The 20,214-nt window shown below is 63.8% G+C and carries 18 protein-coding genes; 9 read left to right on the top strand and 9 right to left on the bottom strand.

What is annotated here, in order from left to right:
• Positions 1–304: 304 nt before the first annotated feature.
• The 4 genes from rimP to infB all read left to right on the top strand — a co-directional run bounded on the left by rimP (position 305) and on the right by infB (position 6,169).
• The gene (gene rimP, locus ACFE8X_RS09265; protein WP_375451176.1) at positions 305–970 is read left to right on the top strand and encodes a ribosome maturation factor RimP; all 666 of its coding nucleotides are present in this window, start codon (positions 305–307) and stop codon (positions 968–970) included.
• Positions 970–2,568: a transcription termination factor NusA gene (gene nusA / locus ACFE8X_RS09260; protein ID WP_375451175.1), complete on the top strand. Its 1,599-nt coding sequence runs from the start codon at positions 970–972 to the stop codon at positions 2,566–2,568. The genes rimP and nusA overlap by 1 nt, the downstream gene beginning before the upstream one ends.
• Entirely contained in the window at positions 2,546–3,223 is a 678-nt protein-coding gene (locus ACFE8X_RS09255; protein ID WP_375451174.1) for an RNA-binding protein, read from the top strand. The genes nusA and ACFE8X_RS09255 overlap by 23 nt, the downstream gene beginning before the upstream one ends.
• Positions 3,224–3,289: 66 nt before the next feature.
• Positions 3,290–6,169 (top strand): translation initiation factor IF-2, encoded by a 2,880-nt coding sequence (gene infB, locus ACFE8X_RS09250; RefSeq protein ID WP_375451173.1) that lies wholly within the window; start codon positions 3,290–3,292, stop codon positions 6,167–6,169.
• A 193-nt stretch (positions 6,170–6,362) separates the two neighbouring features.
• Here infB and ACFE8X_RS09245 read toward each other — a convergent pair whose 3' ends face one another.
• The 4 genes from ACFE8X_RS09245 to ACFE8X_RS09230 form a co-directional block, all read right to left on the bottom strand.
• Entirely contained in the window at positions 6,363–7,010 is a 648-nt protein-coding gene (locus ACFE8X_RS09245; RefSeq protein ID WP_375451172.1) for a L,D-transpeptidase, read from the bottom strand.
• Positions 7,011–7,311: 301 nt separating this feature from the next.
• Positions 7,312–9,438: a polyribonucleotide nucleotidyltransferase gene (pnp, locus tag ACFE8X_RS09240; RefSeq protein ID WP_375451171.1), complete on the bottom strand. Its 2,127-nt coding sequence runs from the start codon at positions 9,436–9,438 to the stop codon at positions 7,312–7,314.
• Positions 9,439–9,971: 533 nt separating this feature from the next.
• Positions 9,972–10,241, bottom strand: coding sequence for a 30S ribosomal protein S15 (rpsO, locus tag ACFE8X_RS09235; protein ID WP_375451170.1), 270 nt, complete (start codon positions 10,239–10,241; stop codon positions 9,972–9,974).
• A 195-nt stretch (positions 10,242–10,436) separates the two neighbouring features.
• A complete protein-coding gene (locus ACFE8X_RS09230) occupies positions 10,437–10,631 on the bottom strand; it encodes a hypothetical protein (RefSeq protein ID WP_375451169.1) in 195 nt (64 codons plus the stop codon).
• Between the two features lie 170 nt (positions 10,632–10,801).
• On the opposite strand from ACFE8X_RS09230, the gene miaB reads away from it, so the two are divergent.
• Positions 10,802–12,199: a tRNA (N6-isopentenyl adenosine(37)-C2)-methylthiotransferase MiaB gene (gene miaB, locus ACFE8X_RS09225; RefSeq protein ID WP_375451168.1), complete on the top strand. Its 1,398-nt coding sequence runs from the start codon at positions 10,802–10,804 to the stop codon at positions 12,197–12,199.
• A 32-nt stretch (positions 12,200–12,231) separates the two neighbouring features.
• Here miaB and ACFE8X_RS09220 read toward each other — a convergent pair whose 3' ends face one another.
• Positions 12,232–12,459, bottom strand: a complete 228-nt coding sequence (locus tag ACFE8X_RS09220) for an AbrB/MazE/SpoVT family DNA-binding domain-containing protein (RefSeq protein ID WP_375451167.1) — start codon at positions 12,457–12,459, stop codon at positions 12,232–12,234.
• 378 nt (positions 12,460–12,837) lie between these two features.
• Between ACFE8X_RS09220 and ACFE8X_RS09215 the strand changes: the two genes are divergently transcribed.
• The 4 genes from ACFE8X_RS09215 to ACFE8X_RS09200 are packed head-to-tail and all read left to right on the top strand — an operon-like array spanning position 12,838 to position 16,347.
• Positions 12,838–13,869: a PhoH family protein gene (locus ACFE8X_RS09215; protein WP_375451166.1), complete on the top strand. Its 1,032-nt coding sequence runs from the start codon at positions 12,838–12,840 to the stop codon at positions 13,867–13,869.
• 11 nt (positions 13,870–13,880) lie between these two features.
• Positions 13,881–14,342: an rRNA maturation RNase YbeY gene (ybeY, locus tag ACFE8X_RS09210; protein WP_375451165.1), complete on the top strand. Its 462-nt coding sequence runs from the start codon at positions 13,881–13,883 to the stop codon at positions 14,340–14,342.
• A gap of 41 nt (positions 14,343–14,383) precedes the next feature.
• Positions 14,384–15,409, top strand: coding sequence for a hemolysin family protein (locus ACFE8X_RS09205; protein ID WP_375451164.1), 1,026 nt, complete (start codon positions 14,384–14,386; stop codon positions 15,407–15,409).
• A 20-nt stretch (positions 15,410–15,429) separates the two neighbouring features.
• Positions 15,430–16,347 carry an acetamidase/formamidase family protein gene (locus tag ACFE8X_RS09200; RefSeq protein ID WP_375451163.1) on the top strand — a complete coding sequence of 306 codons (918 nt, stop codon included), beginning with the start codon at positions 15,430–15,432 and terminating at the stop codon, positions 16,345–16,347.
• A 28-nt stretch (positions 16,348–16,375) separates the two neighbouring features.
• On the opposite strand, the gene ACFE8X_RS09195 is transcribed toward ACFE8X_RS09200, so the two are convergent.
• The 4 genes from ACFE8X_RS09195 to murJ all read right to left on the bottom strand — a co-directional run bounded on the left by ACFE8X_RS09195 (position 16,376) and on the right by murJ (position 20,189).
• Entirely contained in the window at positions 16,376–16,945 is a 570-nt protein-coding gene (locus ACFE8X_RS09195) for a NifU family protein (RefSeq protein WP_375451162.1), read from the bottom strand.
• 87 nt (positions 16,946–17,032) lie between these two features.
• Complete coding sequence (locus ACFE8X_RS09190) at positions 17,033–17,506, bottom strand: universal stress protein (protein WP_375451161.1); 474 nt, start codon at positions 17,504–17,506, stop codon at positions 17,033–17,035.
• 20 nt (positions 17,507–17,526) lie between these two features.
• Positions 17,527–18,558, bottom strand: a complete 1,032-nt coding sequence (trpS, locus tag ACFE8X_RS09185; RefSeq protein WP_375451160.1) for a tryptophan--tRNA ligase — start codon at positions 18,556–18,558, stop codon at positions 17,527–17,529.
• Positions 18,559–18,626: 68 nt separating this feature from the next.
• Positions 18,627–20,189 (bottom strand): murein biosynthesis integral membrane protein MurJ, encoded by a 1,563-nt coding sequence (gene murJ, locus ACFE8X_RS09180; protein WP_375451159.1) that lies wholly within the window; start codon positions 20,187–20,189, stop codon positions 18,627–18,629.
• Positions 20,190–20,214 lie beyond the last annotated feature (25 nt).

The raw sequence follows: 20,214 nt of genomic DNA, 5'->3' as shown, positions 1-20,214 counted from the left end.
GGGCCCCGATCCTGCATTGCCAAGGCGCGCGCCAGGCTTCTGGCCGCAGCGTTCTTGCCGGTCGGGACGGCGTCGTGAGGCGCCGGAAAAATGTCGGCAAAAGTGACATTATTTTGGGCTGGCGGCCCTGGACGCGCCAGTCATGGCCTGTCGGCCCGCGACAACGACGCGCCGTACAGGTGCCCCGGAGCGCAGGGCGCCCTTGCGGCATCGCGCATTCGGGCGTATAGAGCAGGCAACATCTCAGCAAGTTTGCAGAGTGGGCGCCTCCCGGCCCCGCTCTTTTTTATTACCCGAAGGGCCGATGAGCTTCCAACTCGACGAACCGCGCTACATCAAGCAGACCGGGCTGGAGGCCCGCATCGCCGCCATCGTGGAGCCGGTGGCCAATGGTCTGGGCTATGCGCTGGTGCGCGTGCGGATCTCGCAGGAAAACGGCATGACGCTGCAGATCATGGCCGAGGACGAGACCGGGCGGTTCACCATCGTGGATTGCGAGACCCTGAGCAAGGATGTGTCGCCGGCGCTGGACGTGGAAGACCCGATCGAGCGCGAGTACCATCTGGAAGTGAGCTCCCCGGGCATCGACCGGCCGCTGGTGCGGGCCCGCGACTTCATCGCCTATATCGGCCATGAGGCCCGGATCGAGCTGGCGGACATGGTCGACGGGCGCAAGCGCTTTCGCGGCACCATCAAGGCTGCCGATGCCGACAGCTTCACCATCACCCTCCCCGATGCGCCGGCCGGCACCGATCCGGATCACACACTTGCCCTCGCCAATCTGGCCGAGGCCAAACTGGTGATGACCGATGCATTGATGGAAAAGGCGCGGATCGACCAGGAAGCCCATCCGCTGGACGACGACGAAACCGAGACGATCGAAATTGCCGACGCAGACGCGCTTGACGATCCGCAGGCCGACGCGGCCGCGGATACCGCAGGCAAAGCAAAGACTCAGGAGATACATTGATGGCTGTGAGCGCGAACCGACTGGAACTGCTGCAGATCGCAGATGCCGTTGCCCGCGAGAAATCGATCGACCGCATGGTGGTGATCGAAGCCATGCAGGACGCGATGGAAAAGGCCGCCAAGGGCCGCTATGGCGCCGAAACCGAAATCAAGGTCGAGATCAACCCGCGCTCGGGCGAGACGCGGATGTGGCGCCTGCTCGAGATCGTGGAGGCCGTCGAGGAAAACAGCCGCCAGGTCGCGCTCAAGGATGCCTTGCCCAAGAACCCGACCGCCAAGGTCGGCGACTTCCTGACCGAGCCGCTACCGCCGATGGAATTCGGGCGCATCGCGGCCCAGTCGGCCAAGCAGGTGATCGTGCAGAAGGTGCGCGATGCCGAGCGCGAGCGGATGTATGACGAATATTTCAACCGCATCGGCGAGATCGTCAACGGCACGGTCAAGCGCGTCGAATATGGCAATGTGATCGTCGATCTGGGCCGGGGCGAAGCCATCATCCGGCGCGACGAACTGATCCCGCGCGAAATGTTCCGCTATGGCGATCGCGTACGCGCCTATGTCTATGACGTGCGCCGCGAACAGCGGGGCCCGCAGATTTTCCTGTCGCGCACGCATCCGCAGTTCATGGCCAAGCTGTTCATGCAGGAAGTGCCCGAGATCTATGACGGCGTCATCACCATCCGCTCGATCGCGCGCGATCCGGGCTCGCGCGCCAAGATCGCGGTGACCTCCTCGGACAGCTCGATCGATCCGGTCGGGGCCTGCGTGGGCATGCGCGGATCGCGCGTGCAGGCGGTGGTCGCCGAGTTGCAGGGCGAAAAGATCGACATCATTCCCTGGACCGATACCATCGCAGATCTCGTGGTCTCGGCATTGCAGCCGGCCGACGTAGCCAAGGTGGTGCTGGACGAGCAGGCCGAGCGCATCGAAGTGGTGGTTCCGGACGAGCAGTTGAGCCTCGCCATCGGCCGGCGCGGGCAGAACGTGCGCCTGGCGTCACAGCTGATCGGCTGGGATATCGACATCCTGACCGAGCAGGAAGAAAGCGAACGCCGGCAAAAAGAATTCACCGAACGCTCGAGCTTGTTCATCGCGGCCCTTGACGTTGACGAGATGGTTGCCCAATTACTGGCTTCCGAAGGTTTCTCGTCGGTCGAGGAACTGGCCTATATCGACGTCAATGAAATCGCCTCCATCGAGGGGTTCGACGAAGAGACCGCCGGGGAAATCCAGAACCGCGCCGCCGAATACCTGGCGGCCATCGATCGCGGCCATGACGAAGAGCGCGTCAAGCTGGGCGTTGCGGACGAGCTTTACGAGATTGCCGGGCTGACCGCCGCCATGCTGGTGGCGCTGGGCCAGGAAGAGATTAGGACGGTGGAAGACTTTGCCGGTTGCGCCGCCGACGATCTGGTCGGCTGGAGCGAACGCAAGGACGGCGAGACCAAGCGCTTTGAAGGCACCTTCAAGGATTTCCCGGTGTCGCGGGAAGAAGCCGAAGACATGATCATGCAGGCGCGCGTCAAGGCCGGCTGGATCGAAGCCGACGCCGAGCCCGTCGAGGAAGTTGGCGAGGTTGGCACAGAAGAATCCGCCTGACGGCGAGATCGATGAGGGCCGCCCGGTGGGACGGCGCGAGGACACGACGCGGTTCTGCGCCCTGACCAGGGCGCAGCTGCCGATCCCGGAGCTGATCCGGTTCGTGCTCGGCCCCGACGGGATGCTGGTGCCCGATACCGAGGCGAAGGCGCAGGGACGGGGCGTGTGGATCACGCTGGATCGCGACGCGGTGGCGGAAGCGGTCAAGCGCAAGGTGTTCGGGCGCAGCCTCAAGAGCGAGGTCGGGCTGCCCGAGGATTTGCCGGGCCTGACGCAGTTGCGACTGCAACAGCGCCTGTTTTCGGCGCTGGGCATGGCGCGCAAGGCGGGCCAGTTGACGTTCGGGGCGACCAAGGTGCGCGCCGCGCTGGCGACGGGCGATCTCGTGGCCCTGATCACCGCAAGCGATGCCGCGCCGGACGGTCGCAGCAAGATGACGGGGCCGCTCAAGGCCCTGCATTACGCGGCGCAAGAAGACGAAAGAGCAGGGTTTTCGATACCACATTTCGAAATGCTCAGTTCTGAGCAATTGGGTTTGGCACTCGGGCTCGAAAATGTGATACATGCTGCGCTCACAAAAGGGGCTGCAGCCCAGGCGGCGCTCGAAAAAGCCAGGCGACTGGCTCGTTACAGCGCCAAACAGACGGTAAAATGACACCGGCCGCCCCGCGGTTGACGGTGTCGTTTTGCCAGACGCGATAGTGTAAGAGACGCAAGAAGTATGGCTGAGAACGACGACAAGCGCACCGACGACAATTCCGGCGCGAAAAAGACGCTGACCTTGAAGGGCGGGCCGGGCCTCGGCAATCGCCCCGGCATGGCACGTCCGCAGTCGCGCACGGTGGTTGTCGAAAAGCGCACGCGGCTGGTGCCCAAGCCAGGTGCGCCCAGTGGCGTCGCCCCGCAGCGCGCGCCGGTGATCACGCCCAGCAACGGCGCGCCATCGCAGAGCCAGCGCCCACCCCAGACCCGGCCGGTGCAATCGCAGCGTCCGGCAGCCGGATTGTCGGCAGCCGAAGCCGAAGCGCGGCGCAATGTGCTGCGCGAAGCGGGCGCCCGCGCCGCCGAAGACCAGGCCCGGTTTACCGCCGAGGAAGCGCGCCGCGTCGAAGAAGATGCGCGCCGCCGCCAGGTGCGCGAGGATGCTGCCCGCCAGGACGAGGAGCGCCGCCTGAGCGAAACGGCCGCCCCTGCGCCGGAAGCGGCGCAGCCTGAAGTCAGCGCGCCCAGTGCCGCTTCCGAAATCACCACTGCACCCGAGGCCGCAATCGCCCAGCCGCGCCCGGCCGAGCCGGCGGCGGCGCCGCAACGTCCGGCGGCGCCGTTCGTGCCGTCGTCGCAGCGCAATGCGGGTCCGTCCAGCGTGCGTGTCGTTGCCGGCCGTCCCGGCCAGCCGCCGCGTCCCGCGTCCACTCGCCCGCCCGCCGGCGAGCGCATCAATCCCAATGCCCGGCCCGCCAGCGAACGCGGCGCGGGTGCCGCCTTGCGGCCATCGGGCACTGCGGGCCGTCCCGCCAATGAACGGCCGCGTCCGGCCGGCGCCGGCATGGCGCCGATCGGCAATGTGCCGCCCGCGCCGCCCAGCGAAGCCGACGGCCGCAAGATGCGGACCGGCGCGCCGCAGGTGCGTCCCACCTCCGAGGCCGAACTGGAAAATGCCCGCCGCGCCGCGCGTGCGGCGCCCGAGCGCCCGGTGCGCCGGGGCGACGACGCCAATGCGCGTGGCCGCCTGACGGTGACCAATGCCGGCGTCGAGGGTGATCGCGACAAGGGGCCGTCGCTGGCCGCCATGCGCCGCCGCCGCGACAAGAAGATGGGCCGCAACCAGCAGTCCGCGCCCAAGCTCAGCCGCGAAGTCATCATTCCCGAAGCCATTACGGTGCAGGAACTGGCCAATCGCATGGCCGAGCGTTCCGTGGTCGTCATCAAGATGTTGATGGCCCAGGGCACGATGGCGACGATCAACGACGTGATCGACAGCGATACGGCCGAACTGATCGCCATCGAATTGGGCCATACGGTGCGCCGCGTGTCCGATGCCGACGTCGAGGAAGGTCTCTACGATATCGTCGCCGACGATCTGGCAGAGGATCTGACCGATCGTGCGCCGGTGGTGACCATCATGGGTCACGTCGATCACGGCAAGACCTCCCTGCTTGACGCGATCCGCGAGGCCAATGTAGTTTCGGGCGAGGCCGGCGGCATCACCCAGCACATCGGCGCCTATCAGGTGGTCAAGAGCGGCGCCAAGATCACCTTCCTCGATACCCCGGGCCATGAGGCGTTTACGGCCATGCGTGCGCGTGGTGCGCAGGCGACCGATATTGCGGTGCTGGTGGTGGCGGCCGATGACGGCGTCATGCCGCAGACCATCGAATCGATCCGCCACGCCAAGGCAGCGGGCGTGCCGATCATCGTGGCCATCAACAAGATGGACAAGCCATCGGCCAATCCGCAGCGGGTGCGCACCGAATTGTTGCAGCACGAAGTGTTCGTGGAATCCATGGGCGGTGATGTGTTGGACGTGGAAGTCTCGGCGGTGACCAAGGCGGGTCTCGACAAGCTTTTGGAAACCATCCTGCTGCAGGCCGAAGTGCTCGAATTGCGAGTGGCCCGCGACGGCCGCGCCGAAGGGCTGGTCATCGAAGCCAAGCTCGATCGCGGTCGCGGAGCGGTGGCGACGGTGCTGGTGCAGCGCGGTACGCTGGCAATCGGCGATATCGTCGTGGCCGGCACCGAGTTCGCGCGCGTGCGGGCGCTGATCAACGATCAGGGCGAGCAGGTCAAGGATGCCGGGCCGTCGGTTCCGGTGGAAGTGCTGGGCTTTACCGGCGTGCCCAATGCGGGCGACCGGTTCTCGGTGGTCGAAAGCGAAGCACGCGCCCGTGAAGTGACCGAATACCGCCAGCGGGCCATTCGCGAGAAGACGGCGGGTGGCGGCGCCACCAGCCTCGAGCAGATGATGAACCAGCTCAAGGTCGCCGGCATCGCCAAGTTCCCGCTGATCATTAAGGGGGACGTGCAGGGTTCGGTCGAGGCGATCACCGCTTCGCTCAACAAGCTGTCGACCGACGAAGTTTCGGCGCAGATCCTGATGTCGGCAGTCGGTGGCATCACCGAGTCGGACGTGACCCTGGCAGCGGCGTCCAACGCCATCGTCATCGGTTTTAACGTGCGTGCCAACAAGCAGGCGAGCGATCTCGCGACCCGCGACGGCATCGAAATCCGCTACTACAACATCATCTACGACCTGGTGGATGACGTGAAGGCGGCGATGAGCGGCCTGCTCAAGCCCGAGCGCCGCGAGACCTTCATCGGCAATGCGACGATATTGGAAGTCTTCAACATCTCCAAGGTCGGCAAGGTCGCCGGGTGCCGGGTTACCGAGGGCATCGTGGAACGCGGCGCCGGCGTGCGCCTGATCCGCGACAACGTGGTGGTGCACGAAGGCAAGCTGTCGACGCTCAAGCGCTTCAAGGACGAAGTGCGCGAGGTCCAGACGGGCCAGGAATGCGGCATGGCGTTCGAGAAATACGAAGACATGCGCGAGGGCGATGTCATCGAATGCTTCCGCGTCGAAACGGTACAGCGCACGCTCTAGCGTGCCAGCACCGGTATGAACCAGGGCGCGGCTTATCCCCGCGCCCTTTTTTCATGTCAAAAAAAAGCGCAGCCCGGAGGCTGCGCTTTTGGTCTGTCCGGGTCATTCCCGCGAAAGCGGAGATCTTCGTTTCGGGTGACTACGGAGACCGAAACAAGGATTCCCGCTCCCGCGGGAATGACCCGAATATGGGTTAGCTCAAGACTACAACACGGGCGCCGGTGGGAACGCGGCCATAAAGATCGATGACATCCTGGTTCATCAGGCGAATGCAGCCCGAGGAAACATTGGTGCCGATGGTGTATGGCTCGGTGGTGCCATGCAGGCGGAAATAGGTATCGCGACCGCCTTTGTAAAGGTAGAGCGCGCGCGGTCCGAGCGGATTGTCCAGGCCGCCGGGCAGGCCGGAAGCATAATCGGCATAGCGCTCGGGATCGCGGCGGATCATGTTCTGCGTGGGCGTCCAGGTCGGCCACTCGGCCTTGCGGCCAATGGAGGCCTGGCCCTTGAACTGCAGCGCCTCTTCACGGCCGACGCCGATGCCATAGCGCATGGCAGTGCCGCCGCCCTCGATCAGGTAGAGATGATGGGCGGGCGTGTCGACCACGATAGTGCCGGGCTTTTCGGTGCTGGCATATTCCACCTGCTGGCGCCACCATTGCGGATCGACGCGACGCAAGTCGACTGGAGCGATCAGGAACGGTTCATTGAGCGGGGTGGAATACATCGCGACATATTCCGGATTGATCATCGGGCCCTCTGCCACCCGGCCGCGGCCGCCCGTGGCGCATGCGGCAAGCGTCAGGGGCAGTCCGATCATGAAAAGGCGTCGGCTGATCACGTTTGATCCTTGGGTCAGGTATTGCTGTGGTTGTTCAATGAGGTACGCGGCGTCGGCAGTGATTGTCGAGTGCAGGAAAGCATCACTCGGGCAATGCTCGACGAGACGTGCGGTTGCTCGCGGTTTTTTGATCAGCCAAGGGGTGTTGCAGGAACGACACGCGCTGACTCGCCGTAACGATGGCGCAGATCATCGCGGCTATGGCTCATCATCCTGGCGATAAGCCGGGCAGATCGCCGGCCGATTTGCCATGAAAAAGGCCCGGACATCGCTGTCCGGGCCCGATTTTTGAGCGGGATCGTTATTCGGCGGCTTCGCCCTGGGCAATTTCCTTGCCGGTCGCCTGGTCCACTATCTTCATGGAGAGGCGCACCTTGCCACGCTCGTCAAAACCCAAAAGCTTGACCCAGACCTTGTCGCCCTCCTTAACCACGTCGGTGGTCTTGGCGACGCGCTGTTCGGCCAGCTGGGAAATATGAACCAGCCCGTCCTTGGCGCCGAAGAAGTTGACGAAGGCGCCGAAATCGGCGGTCTTGACGACGGTGCCCTGATAGATGGCGCCCACTTCGGCTTCGTCGGTGATCGAACGGATCCACTTGATCGCGGCGTCGATCTGCGCGCCGTCGCTTGAGGCGATCTTGATCGTGCCATCGTCCTCGATGTTGATCTTGGCGCCGGTCTTTTCGACGATCTCGCGGATCACCTTGCCGCCGGTGCCGATCACTTCGCGGATCTTGTCGGTCGGGATCTTCATGGTTTCGATGCGGGGGGCGAACTCGCCGACCTGCGCGCGCGAGGCGGTGAGCGCCTTGGCCATTTCACCCAGGATGTGGATGCGGCCGCCCTTGGCCTGCGCCAAAGCGATCTGCATGATCTCTTCGGTGATGCCGGCGATCTTGATGTCCATCTGCAGCGAGGTGACGCCTTCTTCGGTGCCGGCCACCTTGAAGTCCATGTCGCCCAGGTGATCTTCGTCACCCAGGATATCGCTGAGGACGGCGAACTTCTCGCCTTCGAGAATCAGCCCCATGGCGATACCCGCCACCGGACGCTTCATCGGCACGCCGGCATCCATCAAAGCCAGCGAGGTGCCGCAGACGGTCGCCATCGAGGAGGAGCCGTTGGACTCGGTGATCTCCGATACCACGCGAATGGTATAGGGGAATTCCTCGATCGAGGGCCGGATCGGGTTGATGGCGCGCCAGGCCAGCTTGCCGTGGCCGATTTCGCGGCGGCCCGGAGAACCCATGCGCCCGGCTTCACCCACCGAATAGGGAGGGAAGTTGTAGTGCAGCAGGAAATTCTGCTTATAGGTGCCTTCGAGACTGTCGATGTACTGCTCGTCATCGCCGGTGCCCAGCGTGGCCACGACCAGCGCCTGGGTTTCGCCACGGGTGAAGATGGCCGAACCGTGGGTGCGCGGCAGCACGCCGACTTCGGAGACGATCGGGCGCACGGTGGTCAGGTCGCGACCATCGATGCGCAGCCCCGTGTCGAGCACGTTCCAGCGCACGACCTTGGCCTGCAATTCCTTGAATACGGCACCAACATCTTCGGCCGTCAGCTCGCCGGCGTCGACGCGGGTCGCGAAATGCTTCTTGGCCGTGGCCTTGACGGCATCGACGGCGTCGTAGCGATCTTCCTTCTTGGTGATCTTGTAGGCATCGCGCAGCTGGGTTTCGATCACGCCCAGCATTTCGGTTTCGACGGCGGAGTGATCTTCGGCCTCGAAATCGCGGGCATCCTTGGCGGCCAGTTCGGCCAGCTTGATGATGCCGGCAATGACCTTGCGCGATTCGGCATGGCCGAACATCACGGCGCCGAGCATGATCTCTTCGCTCAGCTCCTGGGCTTCGCTCTCGACCATCAGCACGGCGTCTTCGGTGCCGGCCATGACGAGGTCGAGCTTGCTGTCGGCGCGACGGTCGACGGCCAGGTTCAGCACATATTTGCCATCGACATAGCCGACGCGGGCCGCCCCGATCGGGCCCATGAAGGGTACGCCCGAAATGGTCAGCGCCGCGGAGGCGGCGACGATGGCCAGCACGTCGGGATTGTTTTCCATGTCATGCTGCAGGACGGTCACGACAACTTGCGTCTCGTGCTTGTAGCCGGCCGGGAACAGCGGGCGGATCGGGCGGTCGATCAGGCGAGACGTCAGGGTCTCGTTCTCGGTCGGGCGGCCTTCGCGCTTGAAATAGCCGCCCGGGATCTTGCCGGCGGCGAAGTATTTTTCCTGGTAGTTGACGGTCAGCGGGAAGAAATCGATGCCGGGCTTGGCGGTCTTGGCGCTGACGACGGTGGCCAGCAGCACGGTTTCGCCCAAGGTGGCGAGCACGGCGCCATCGGCCTGGCGGGCGATCTTGCCGGTTTCGAGGGTGAGCGGCTGGCCGCCCCAGTTGAGCTCGACTTTGTGGTGATCAAACATGTTTAACGTCTTTCCATCTCTGCTGAACGGCCCGGAGCGCGGCGCGTAGCGACCGCGTGGCTGATCAGTGTGCCCGCACCGGCTCGCACCCCATGTGCGACGACCGGCTCAAAATCAGGCACTGGTTCGGCCCGGCGGTGTGACGAAACATGGGCAAGACAACAAGACGCTCCGGAACACCTTGTGTGGTCGTGTGGTCAGGAAAAGTCTGCAACTTTTCCTGACCACACTCGGGTCCGAAAGCCCCACGCGTTCAAAACCAAAACAATCTGATTTTGCGAGCGTGAGGCGTGGGAGCGGCCAATAATCCTGCCATGCTCCGGCAATCGCCGGTCTACGCTTCCTGCACCTTGATCTTGACGTGAGGGCGGCCTGCAAAGCCCGATTTTCTGCGCTTCCGGTGCTCACGTACCAATGTACGCTGCGCTCCGGTGCTCGAAAACCGGCCTTTTCGGCGCACCCTGACGTCATCTCAAGGCGCTGGTGGCGAATGCGGAATCCTTCCCGCATCCGCAATTCAAATCCTGCTCGCTTTAGCGGCGCAGGCCGAGCTTTTCGATCAGGGTCTTGTAGCGCGCATCGTCGACCTTCTTGACGTAGTCGAGAAGGCGGCGGCGGGTGGAGACCAGGCGCAGCAGGCCACGGCGGGAATGGTTATCCTTGGAGTGGCCCTTGAAGTGCTCGGTGAGATTGGCAATGCGTTCCGACAGGATCGCCACCTGAACTTCGGGCGAACCCGTGTCATTGGTCTTGGTAGCGTATTGCTCGATCAGTTCGGTCTTGCGCTCGGCAGTAATCGACATCGGCATATCCTTTCAAAGGAGGATGGGTCGCCCCAGCAGGGATGTCGTCCAGGTGGGGCCATGAAAACTTGGGCCCGAAAGCCGAAGTTGGCGTGCATATAGGCCAAAAAGACTGGCAATGCCAGACTATATTGCAGACGGGCAAGCCCGCCGACATCGCGGCCGGCGGGCCTGAATTCTGGTCGAATGGCGACTTCAGTATTTGGCGACGGGGTCGCTGGAGGGAAAGCTTTCGTCCAGTGCCTCGTCCTGCTGGTCCCAATTTTCGGGTTTGTCGGCATGGGAATCCTTGCCGGCCGGACGGATTTGCACGGTGGCATCCTTGGGGCCGGGCTTTTTGCCGTCCTTGAGAGCGGCGGCGCCGGGCGTGGTCTTGGAGTGTTCGGCCATGATGGCCTCCTTTGCGGGTCAGGGTAAAACGTGGGACGGCGGGCAAGGTTGCGCCAGGCGTTGCGGGGTCGCCATTCGGGCACAGGCCTCAGGCCTTCTCGCCGCAAATCGCTCTAGTGGAGCGATTTGTCCCTTTGGGTCGGCTCGAAGTGTCTGGTAAAGAGCGGGCCATGACCGACATGCGCCCCAATACCAAAAAGCTCTTCATCAAGACCTATGGCTGTCAGATGAATGTCTATGACAGCGACCGCATGGCCGATGCCTTGGCGCCGCACGGCTATGAGCCCACCGGCGATATCATGGCGGCCGACCTGGTGCTGCTCAACACCTGCCACATCCGCGAGAAGGCCAGCGAGAAGGTGTTTTCCGAACTGGGGCGGATGAAGGAATTGCGCGATCTGCGCCGGGCCGCGGGAGCCGACCTGGTGATCGGGGTTGCCGGCTGCGTGGCGCAGGCCGAGGGCGAGGAAATTGCCCGGCGGGCGCCGGTGGTCGATATGGTGTTCGGGCCGCAATCCTACCATCGCCTGCCCCAGATGCTTGACGGGGCGGCGGCGCGGCGCGACCTGCATCCCAGCCAGCACCGGGCGGTGGTGGATACCGACTATCCCGACGAAGACAAGTTCGAGCACCTGCCCGCCGCGACCAAGGAGGTCACCATCAAGCGCGGGCTGACCGCGTTTCTGACGGTGCAGGAAGGCTGCGACAAGTTCTGCGCATTCTGCGTCGTGCCCTATACGCGCGGCGCCGAAGTGAGCCGGCCGGTGCGGCAGGTTCTGGAGGAAGCGCGGGCGCTGGTGGCCGCAGGGGTCAAGGAAATCACCCTGCTGGGCCAGAACGTCAATGGCTATCACGGGCTGGATGCGACTGGGCGTAGCGTCGGGCTGGGCGCACTGGCCTATCTTCTGGCCGACATTTCCGGGCTGGAACGGGTGCGCTATACCACCAGCCATCCGCGCGACATGGACGACGCGCTGATCGCGGCGCATCGCGACCTCGATATCCTGATGCCCTATCTGCACCTGCCAGTGCAATCGGGGTCGGACAGCATTCTCAAGGCCATGAACCGGCGGCACACGGCGGCGGAGTATCTCAGGATCATCGAGCGCATCAGGACGGCGCGGCCCGACATGGCGCTATCGGGCGATTTCATCGTCGGGTTTCCCGGCGAGACCGATCAGGATTTCGAGGATACGCTCTCGATCATCCGTGAGGTGGGCTACGCCTCGGCCTATTCGTTCAAATATTCCACCCGTCCCGGCACCCCGGGCGCCAATCTGGACGGCCAGATTGCCGAGGACCTCAAGACCGAGCGGCTCCATCGGCTGCAGGACCTGATCAATAGCCAGACCACGGCGTTCCACGCCGCTTGCGTCGGCAAGACCATGCCGGTGCTGGTCGAACGGCCCGGCCGGCAGGCGGGGCAGGTGGGCGGGCGATCACCCTATCTGCAAGCGGTGCATTTCGAAGGCAGCACCGACCTGATCGGCGCCATCCATCAGGTCGAAATCGTTGGCACCAGTGTCAATTCGCTGGTGGGGCGATTAAGGCAGGCACAGGCGGCTTAATTTCGGTCGGGTGCGAGACGTAACATATCTGTTCACTCGCCACGCGTCAGTGCCATGACCTCATCGGTGCTAAGGCCTTCGCCAGCATGCCCAAGCAAGCGGGCAAATCGACTCGGCGGCGTTTGGCCGGCAATGACCAGCACCACTTCGCCGTTTGAGTTTCGGCGAAAATCCACCCTCATACCGGGCACAATGCCAAGCAAGTCTCGGAAGGGCTTTGGGATTGTCACTCGTCCCCTGCTTGTTACGATCACGCTCATGTACGCCTCGGAAATACCGCTTCTAAAATAGTCCGTCGGGAAGCCCTCATCAAGCAGTCTTCCCTTCTCCCCTCGTGGGAGAAGGTGCCCGGAGGGCGGATGAGGGGGCCGTTTGTGAAATATCAAAGCATGGGCGGACGCAGACCCCTCACCCTGGAATTCTGCTGGACGCAGAATTCCTGTCCCTCTCCCACAAGGGGCGAGGGAAAGCAGGTCACACCCTTGCCCTCCCCACGTCCCGTCACAATATTGCTACAGACATGGAACGCAAATCCGCCTAGCCTCTTGAGTCTCACGCGGTGCAAGCCCGCACTGTGTTCCCGGCGCGGGGCAACCTGCGCTTCCCAAGCGTGGAGCCATTCCAGTTTGAGCAGGCATTTGTCCCCGACAGCAGACAACGCACTCGCATCCCAACTTGAACTTGCTTTTGAAGACAATCGGCTCGCCGCCCAATTGTACGGCGACTTTGACCAGAACCTGGCCCTGATCGAACAGCGGCTGAAGGTCTCGGCCACCCCGCGCGGCAATCATGTGTTGATCAAGGGCGCGGCATCGAGCGTCGACCAGGCGCGACGGGTGCTGGAATCGCTCTATGGCGTGCTCGAAGAAGGCCGCTCGGTCGACATTTCCGATGTTGATGGCGTCATCCGCATGATTGAAACCGAAGACAGCCAATTGGTGCTGCCGACGCTTGAGCGCAAGGGCAAGGTGCGCATGGCGCAGATTGCCACGCGCAAGTCCACCGTGGTGGCACGCACACCGGCGCAAGACGCCTATATGCGCGCCATGGAGCGGGCCGAACTGGTGTTCGGGGTCGGACCGGCCGGTACGGGCAAGACCTATCTGGCCGTGGCGCATGCGGCGAGCCTTCTGGAGCGCGGCGACATCAACCGCATCATCCTGTCGCGGCCGGCGGTGGAGGCGGGCGAGCGGCTGGGCTTTCTGCCGGGCGACATGAAGGAAAAGGTCGATCCCTATCTGCGCCCGCTTTACGATGCGCTCTACGACATGATGAAGCCCGAAAATGTCGAGCGCTGCCTGACTTCGGGGATCATCGAAGTGGCGCCCCTGGCGTTCATGCGCGGCCGCACGCTGGCCAATGCGGTGGTGATCCTGGACGAGGCGCAGAATACCACATCGATGCAGATGAAGATGTTTTTGACCCGACTGGGCGAGAATTCCAAGATGATCGTCACCGGGGATCCGACCCAGGTCGATCTGCCGCGTGGCGAGAAATCCGGGCTGGTCGAGGCGGTCGGCTTGCTCGACGGTGTCGAAGGGGTTCATATCAGCCGCTTCAACGACAAGGACGTGGTGCGCCACGCGCTGGTGGGGCGGATCGTTCGAGCCTATGAGGCCGATACCGCCCGCAAGGTGCAGGAAAAACTGACCGACGGGGTTGCGCGCTGACCGCTTCGCCGTTGGAGATCGCCATCATCCGCAACGACGATGCCTGGCCGGAGCACCTCGACGCCCTCGCCGAGCGTGCCGTGCAGCAAGCGCTCAAGCAAGCCAAGGCCAAGGTCAAGGGCGCGGCGGAACTGTCGATCGTTCTGACCGATGATGCCGAACAGCAGGGGCTGAACAGGCAGTGGCGGGGCAAGGACAGTTCGACCAATGTGCTCAGTTTCCCCCAGATCGAGCCGTTCGGACCGGTGCGGGGCATTTTGGGCGATATCACGCTGGCGCGGGAAACCGTGGAACGCGAAGCACTCGATCAGGCAACAGGCTTTGACGATCACTTCACCCATCTGGTGGTGCATGGCTTTCTGCATATTCTGGGCTATGATCACAACACTGACGCGGAGGCCCTTCAAATGGAGAGCCTTGAAACCCAGATATTGGCGAGCCTGGGGGTGCAAGACCCCTATGGCGATGCCTGAATAGCCCTCTTGATCAGAAAGCCGCAACGCGGCGTGGACCGATGAACGATAGCGACAGCATGGTGCCGCGGGCACCTGAAAACCCCGAGCCTGCTTCTAGTCCCGCCCCCGCGCCGGCGCGGGGGCCTTCGATTCTCAATCGAATCAAGTCCCTGCTGGCCTTGCGCACCGTGTCGTTGCGCGACGATTTGCAGGTGGCGCTGGACGAACAGGGCAGCGCCGAGACCGCCGACTTTTCCGAAAGCGAGCGCACGATCCTGCAGAACGTGCTCAAGCTGTCCGATGTCTCGGTCGCCGACGTGATGGTCGAGCGATCCGACATGCAGGCTGCCGGTATTGATATCAACCTGGGCGCGCTGCTGGGCAAGTTTCGCCAGGCGCGGCATTCCAGGCTTCCCATCTATGAGGACGGGCTGGACAACATCATCGGCTTCATTCACGTCAAGGATGCGCTGCAGCGCATTACCGAGCCGCTGGTCGACCCGAGCAAGGACGTTCCGGTCAAGCTGGTATCGACGGCGCTCAAGCAGAAGATCGCCAAGCTCGACCTGATGCGCACGGCCATGTTCGTGCCCACCACCATGCCGGTGGGTGACCTGCTGCAGTCCATGCGCGCCTCGCGGGTCCATATGGCGATCGTGGTGGACGAGTATGGCGGCACCGACGGGCTGGTGACGATCGAGGACCTGCTGGAAGCAGTGGTCGGCGATATCGAGGACGAGCACGACGAAAAGGAAGCGGCGCTGGTCCGCAAGGTGGGCAGCGACACCTATATCGCTGATGCCCGGGCCGAGCTGAGCGAGGTTCGCGGGGTGATCGGGCCCGATTTCGACCCCGGCGAATATGGCGAGGATGTCGATACCATTGGCGGGCTGGTGTTCGACCTGGCCGGCCACGTGCCCAAGCGTGGGGAAAAGGTCACTCGCCTCGCCGGCTTTGAATTCGAGGTCCTGGCAGCCGACAGCCGCAGGATCAAGCGGCTGCGCATCCGGCGCAAGCCGGGGGAGACCGAAACGCTGGCGATTACCGACCAGCGGCCGGAGAGTGAAAAGACGGCGGCGCAGTAGCGGCGCAAACAGGGGCAGACATGGCGGTACATCGGTTTGAACCCAGCGTGTGGCACAATGTGCTGGCGACGCGGCAAGCGGCCTTGAGCGTGGCCGACGGCGATACCGTCATCACGCCAACGCTGGATGCCGCAGGGTTCGACAAGGACGGCGTCAACCGGGCCTCCGGCCCCAATCCGATGAACGGGCCGATCTTTGTCGCCGGAGCGGAGCCGGGCGATGCGCTATGCGTCGAGATCGTCCGCATGACCCCGATCCGGGATCGCGGGTGGACGCGGGCGGCGCTGGCCGCCAACGTGGTCGATCCGGAGCGCGTACGCGACCTGCCGCCGCGCGATCGGGCCGATTGGATCATCGATCTTGCCAACCATACGGTCCGGCTCGAGCACACGGTGCCGGGGCTCGAGCAACTGGTGCTGCCGCTGGAGCCGATGATCGGCTGTTTCGGGGTGGCGCCGGGGCTGGGCCAGGCATTTTCCACCGCCACCAGCGCCGAGACTGGCGGCAACATGGATTATCGCGGCTTCGGTCCGGGGGCGAAAGTGTGGTTTCCCGTGGTGGTGCCGGGGGCGCTACTGTTTTTGGGCGATTGCCACGCGGTGCAAGGCGATGGCGAAATCGTCGGCACCGGGGTGGAAACGGCGTTCGAGGTCGAGGTGCGGCTGAGCGTCGTCAAAGGGCAGGCCCAGGTCTGGCCGCGCGGGGAAACCGCTACGGCGATCCTGACGGTGGGCAATGCGCGGCCGCTGGAACAGGCATTGCAGCATGCGACAACCGCGATGCTGGATTGGCTGGCTGCGGACTATGGGCTGGGCGCGGTCGCCGCCAGTCACCTGCTGGGGCAGGTGGTGCGCTACGATATCGGCAATGTATACGATCCGGCCTATACGGTGGTGTGCCGAGTGGACAAGAAGTGGTTGCCGGCCAGATCGGCCTGAACAAGCCCGGACCGATCCGGGCCTTGGCTCAAACCTGCTGCACGGCTTCGACGCCGGGGACGAAATGGCGGAGCAGGTTCTCGATGCCGTTCTTGAGCGTCGCGGTCGAGGAGGGGCAGCCCGAGCAGGCGCCCTGCATGTGCAGGAACACGGTGCCTTCCTTGTAACCCTTGAAGATGATGTCGCCGCCATCCATGGCTACAGCGGGGCGCACGCGGGTGGACAGCAATTCCTTGATCACTTCGACGGTTTCGCTGTCCTGGGGCTCAAAGAATTCCTCGCCCCCCGCAAGCTCATGGGGCGCGCCATCGGTGGACTGCATGATCACCGGCTTGCCGGACAGGAAATGATCCATGATCACGCCCAGGATGGCGGGCTTGATATGGGCCCAGTTGGTATCATCCTTGGTCACCGAGATGAAATCGGACCCCAGGAACACCCCGTTGACGCCCGAAATGGCAAACAGACCCATCGCCAGTGGCGAGATGGCCGCCGCATCGGGGCTGCGGAAATCGCGCGGCTCGCCGTCCAGCACGTCGCGACCTGGCAGGAATTTGAGGGTCGCCGGATTGGGCGTGGCTTCGGTCTGGATGAACATGACAGTCCTCGCGGTAGGGCGCGTTCGGAATTAGAATGCTTCTAAAATAGTGATTTCACGCGCCGACGCAAGAGGCAAGACAGCCCGCTAGCAGATGGCGATGATCTCCTCATCGGTCATGCGACCGGGAACGATGGTGAGGGGGATGGGCAGGTCGTTGGCGCGGTTGGCGAAATGCAGCACCAGGGGGCCCGGACCGTCAGGGGAGGTGGAGGCGGCCAGCGCCAGGATGGCGATGTCGCGATCCTGCCCGATCACGCGCTCGATCTGTTCGGCGGCATCGCCTTCGCGAATGACCGACTCGGTCCTGACGTCGCCGATGTCCCGGAGCCGGGCCAGGCGGATATCGAGATTGCGCTCGGCCTCCTCGACCGCCTCGGCGCGCAGCACGTCCTCGACGCCCAAGCCGACGAAACCGGGCGGTTCGACGACGCTCATCAGCACCACCGTGCCGCCGGTGCGCTTGGTGCGATAGGCGGCAAAGGTCAGGGCCCGGTCGCATTCGGGGGTCTCGTCGATGACGACGAGGAATTTGCGCCGGTATTCCGATTGTTCGAGCATGAGCGCTCCTGGGGCTTGGTTCAGCGGATAAAACCGACGATGCGGCGCACCTGGTCCATGGTCGGCTGGGCGATGGCCCGGGCGCGATCGGCGCCGTCGCGCAGGATCGTGTCCATCTCGCTGCGATCGCCGACCAGGCGCGCCATTTCGCCGGCAATGGGGGCGAGCACGGCAACGGCGAGATCGGCCAGAGCGGGCTTGAAGGCGCCCCACCCCCTGCCGCCGAACTCACCCAGAACGTCATCGAGCGAACGGTTGGACAGGGCCGCGAAGATGCCCACGAGGTTTTCGGCTTCCGCCCGGCCGGCCAGACCCTGGGCGGTTTCGGGCAGGGGCGCCGCATCGCTGGTGGCGCGCTTGATCTTGCGCGCGATCGTACCGGCATCGTCCATCATATAGATGGTCGAGGTGTCCGAGGCGTCGGACTTGCTCATCTTGCGCGTGCCGTCCTTAAGGCTCTTGACGCGCATGGCCGGGCCGGTGGCGAGCGTTTCGGTAATCGGGAAGAACTCCTCTTCAAAGCCCAGATCCTTGATCTGCTTGCGGAAATCGTGGTTGAACTTCTTGGCGATATCGCGCGTCAACTCCAGATGCTGCTTCTGGTCGTCCCCCACGGGCACGCCGGTGGCTTTGTAGAGCAGGATGTCGGCGGCCATCAGCGAGGGATAGGCGAACAGGCCGAGCGAGACGTTCTCGCTGTTTTCCCCGGCCTTGTCCTTGAACTGGGTCATACGCTCCATCCAGCCCATGCGGGCGACGCAGTTGAAAATCCAGCTCAGCTCGGCATGTTCCATGACCTGGGACTGATTGAAGATGATCGATTTGCCGGGATCGAGGCCCGAGGCGATATAGGCGGCGGCGATCTCATAGGTCCAGCGCTTGAGATCCTCGGGGGCCTGCCAGACGGTGATGGCATGCATGTCGACCACGCAATACAGCGTCTCATGGGTGTCCTGCAGCGGCACGAAGCGGCGGATGGCGCCCAGATAATTGCCCAGGTGCAGATCGCCGGAAGGCTTGATGCCCGAAAACACGCGCGGGGTGAAGGTCATGCGGTACACCAAAGCTTAGCAGTTCAGAAAAAGCGGTCCGGCTGTTTACAAGCTTGAACGGCAGCAAATCAAGCGCCCCGTCGCAGCCGCCGCAACAGTTGGCCCAGCGGCTGGGCGCCCGAGATGTGGACCAGGGTGAAATAGAACAGCATGCCGAAGGCCACGAGTGCGGCCAGCACCGGGGCCTGGACATAGATCGGGTTGCCGGTCGCCAGCAAATGGGCGCCGCGCAAGCCGAACAGATACAGCGTCGCGCCCATCGCCAGGCTGATCAGCACGATCTTGAGGTGATTGCGCCACTCGTTTCGAGTCAGGGCGAAATGGCCGCGCAGGGCCAGGAACAGCCCCAGCAGCATGGCATTGAGCCAGGCGGAAATGGTGGTGGCCAGCGCAATGCCGACATAGGTCAGGACCGGAAACAGCCACAGCGACAGGCCGATATTGGCGAGCGCGGAAATGGCCGCGAAAACTGTCGGCGTGACGGTATCCTTGCGCGAGAAATAGCCCGGTTGCAGCACGCGGATCAGCACATAGGCGGGCAGGCCGATGGCAAAGGCGATCAGCGCCTGGGACACCGCCACCGTATCGGCCGGCGTGAACAGGCCACGTTCATACAAGACCCTCACGATGGGCGTGGCGAGGCCGACGAGAGCGGTCGCTGCAGGCATCGACAGCAGCATGGCCAGCAGCAGCGACTGCGACTGGCTGGTGCGCGCTTCGCCCGCGCGACCGGCGCCGATATGGCGGCTGAGTTCGGGCAGCAGCACGGTGCCGATGGCGATGCCGACAATGCCCAGGGGGAGCTGGTAGAGCCGGTCGGCCAGGCCCAGGATGGCGATGGCGCCCGAGGCACCCGAGGCGATAGTGGTGCCGACGATGATATTGATCTGGGTGATGCCGCCGGTCAGGATGGCGGGAATGGCCAGGACCCAGAAGCGGCGCACCTCGGGATCGAAGCGCGGCAGGGCCAGGCGCGGCAAGAAGCCGGCGCGGCGGATGGCCCAATAGACCAGCGCCAATTGGGCGATGCCGCCCAGCATGGTGGCAATGGCGACCCAGAAGGCGGTGTCCGCCGGATTGTCCAGGGCGATGATGGCCAGGGGAACGAGCGCCGCGATATTGACGATGTTGAGGAGGATGGGCGCAAAGGCGGCGGCGAAAAACCGGCCCAGGGTATTGAGGATAGCGCCATAGGCGGCCATCAGCGACATGCAGGCGAGATAGGGAAACATGATGCGGGTGAGAAACACCGTCAGCTCGAACTTTCCCTTGTCGTCGACAAAGCCGGGCACGAAGAACACGGTGATCTGCGGCATGAAGATTTCGAACAGGATTGTGACGATGACGATGGCGGTGACCAGCCAGCTCATGATCTTGGAGGCCAGCAGCCTGGCTTGCTCAGTGCCGTCACGTTCGAGCGCAGTCGAGAACATCGGCACGAAGGCGGTGTTGAAGGCGCCTTCGGCAAAGAGGCGCCGGAACAGATTGGGGAAGCGAAAGGCGGCCGCGAACGCATCGGCGGCGGGGCTGGTGCCGAGCACCGCCGCCATCAGCGCGTCGCGGGCAAAGCCGAAGACACGGCTGCCCAGGGTCAGGACGCCGACATCAATGAAGTTGCGGTAGAGGCTCATGCCAGCACGGTGCCACGCTCTCGTG

This window comes from uncultured Devosia sp. (genome assembly GCF_964244875.1).
Taxonomy (GTDB): Bacteria; Pseudomonadota; Alphaproteobacteria; order Rhizobiales; family Devosiaceae; genus Devosia.
The sequence above is the reverse complement of the archived record's forward strand: the minus strand, read 5'-3'. Positions and strand labels throughout refer to the sequence as shown.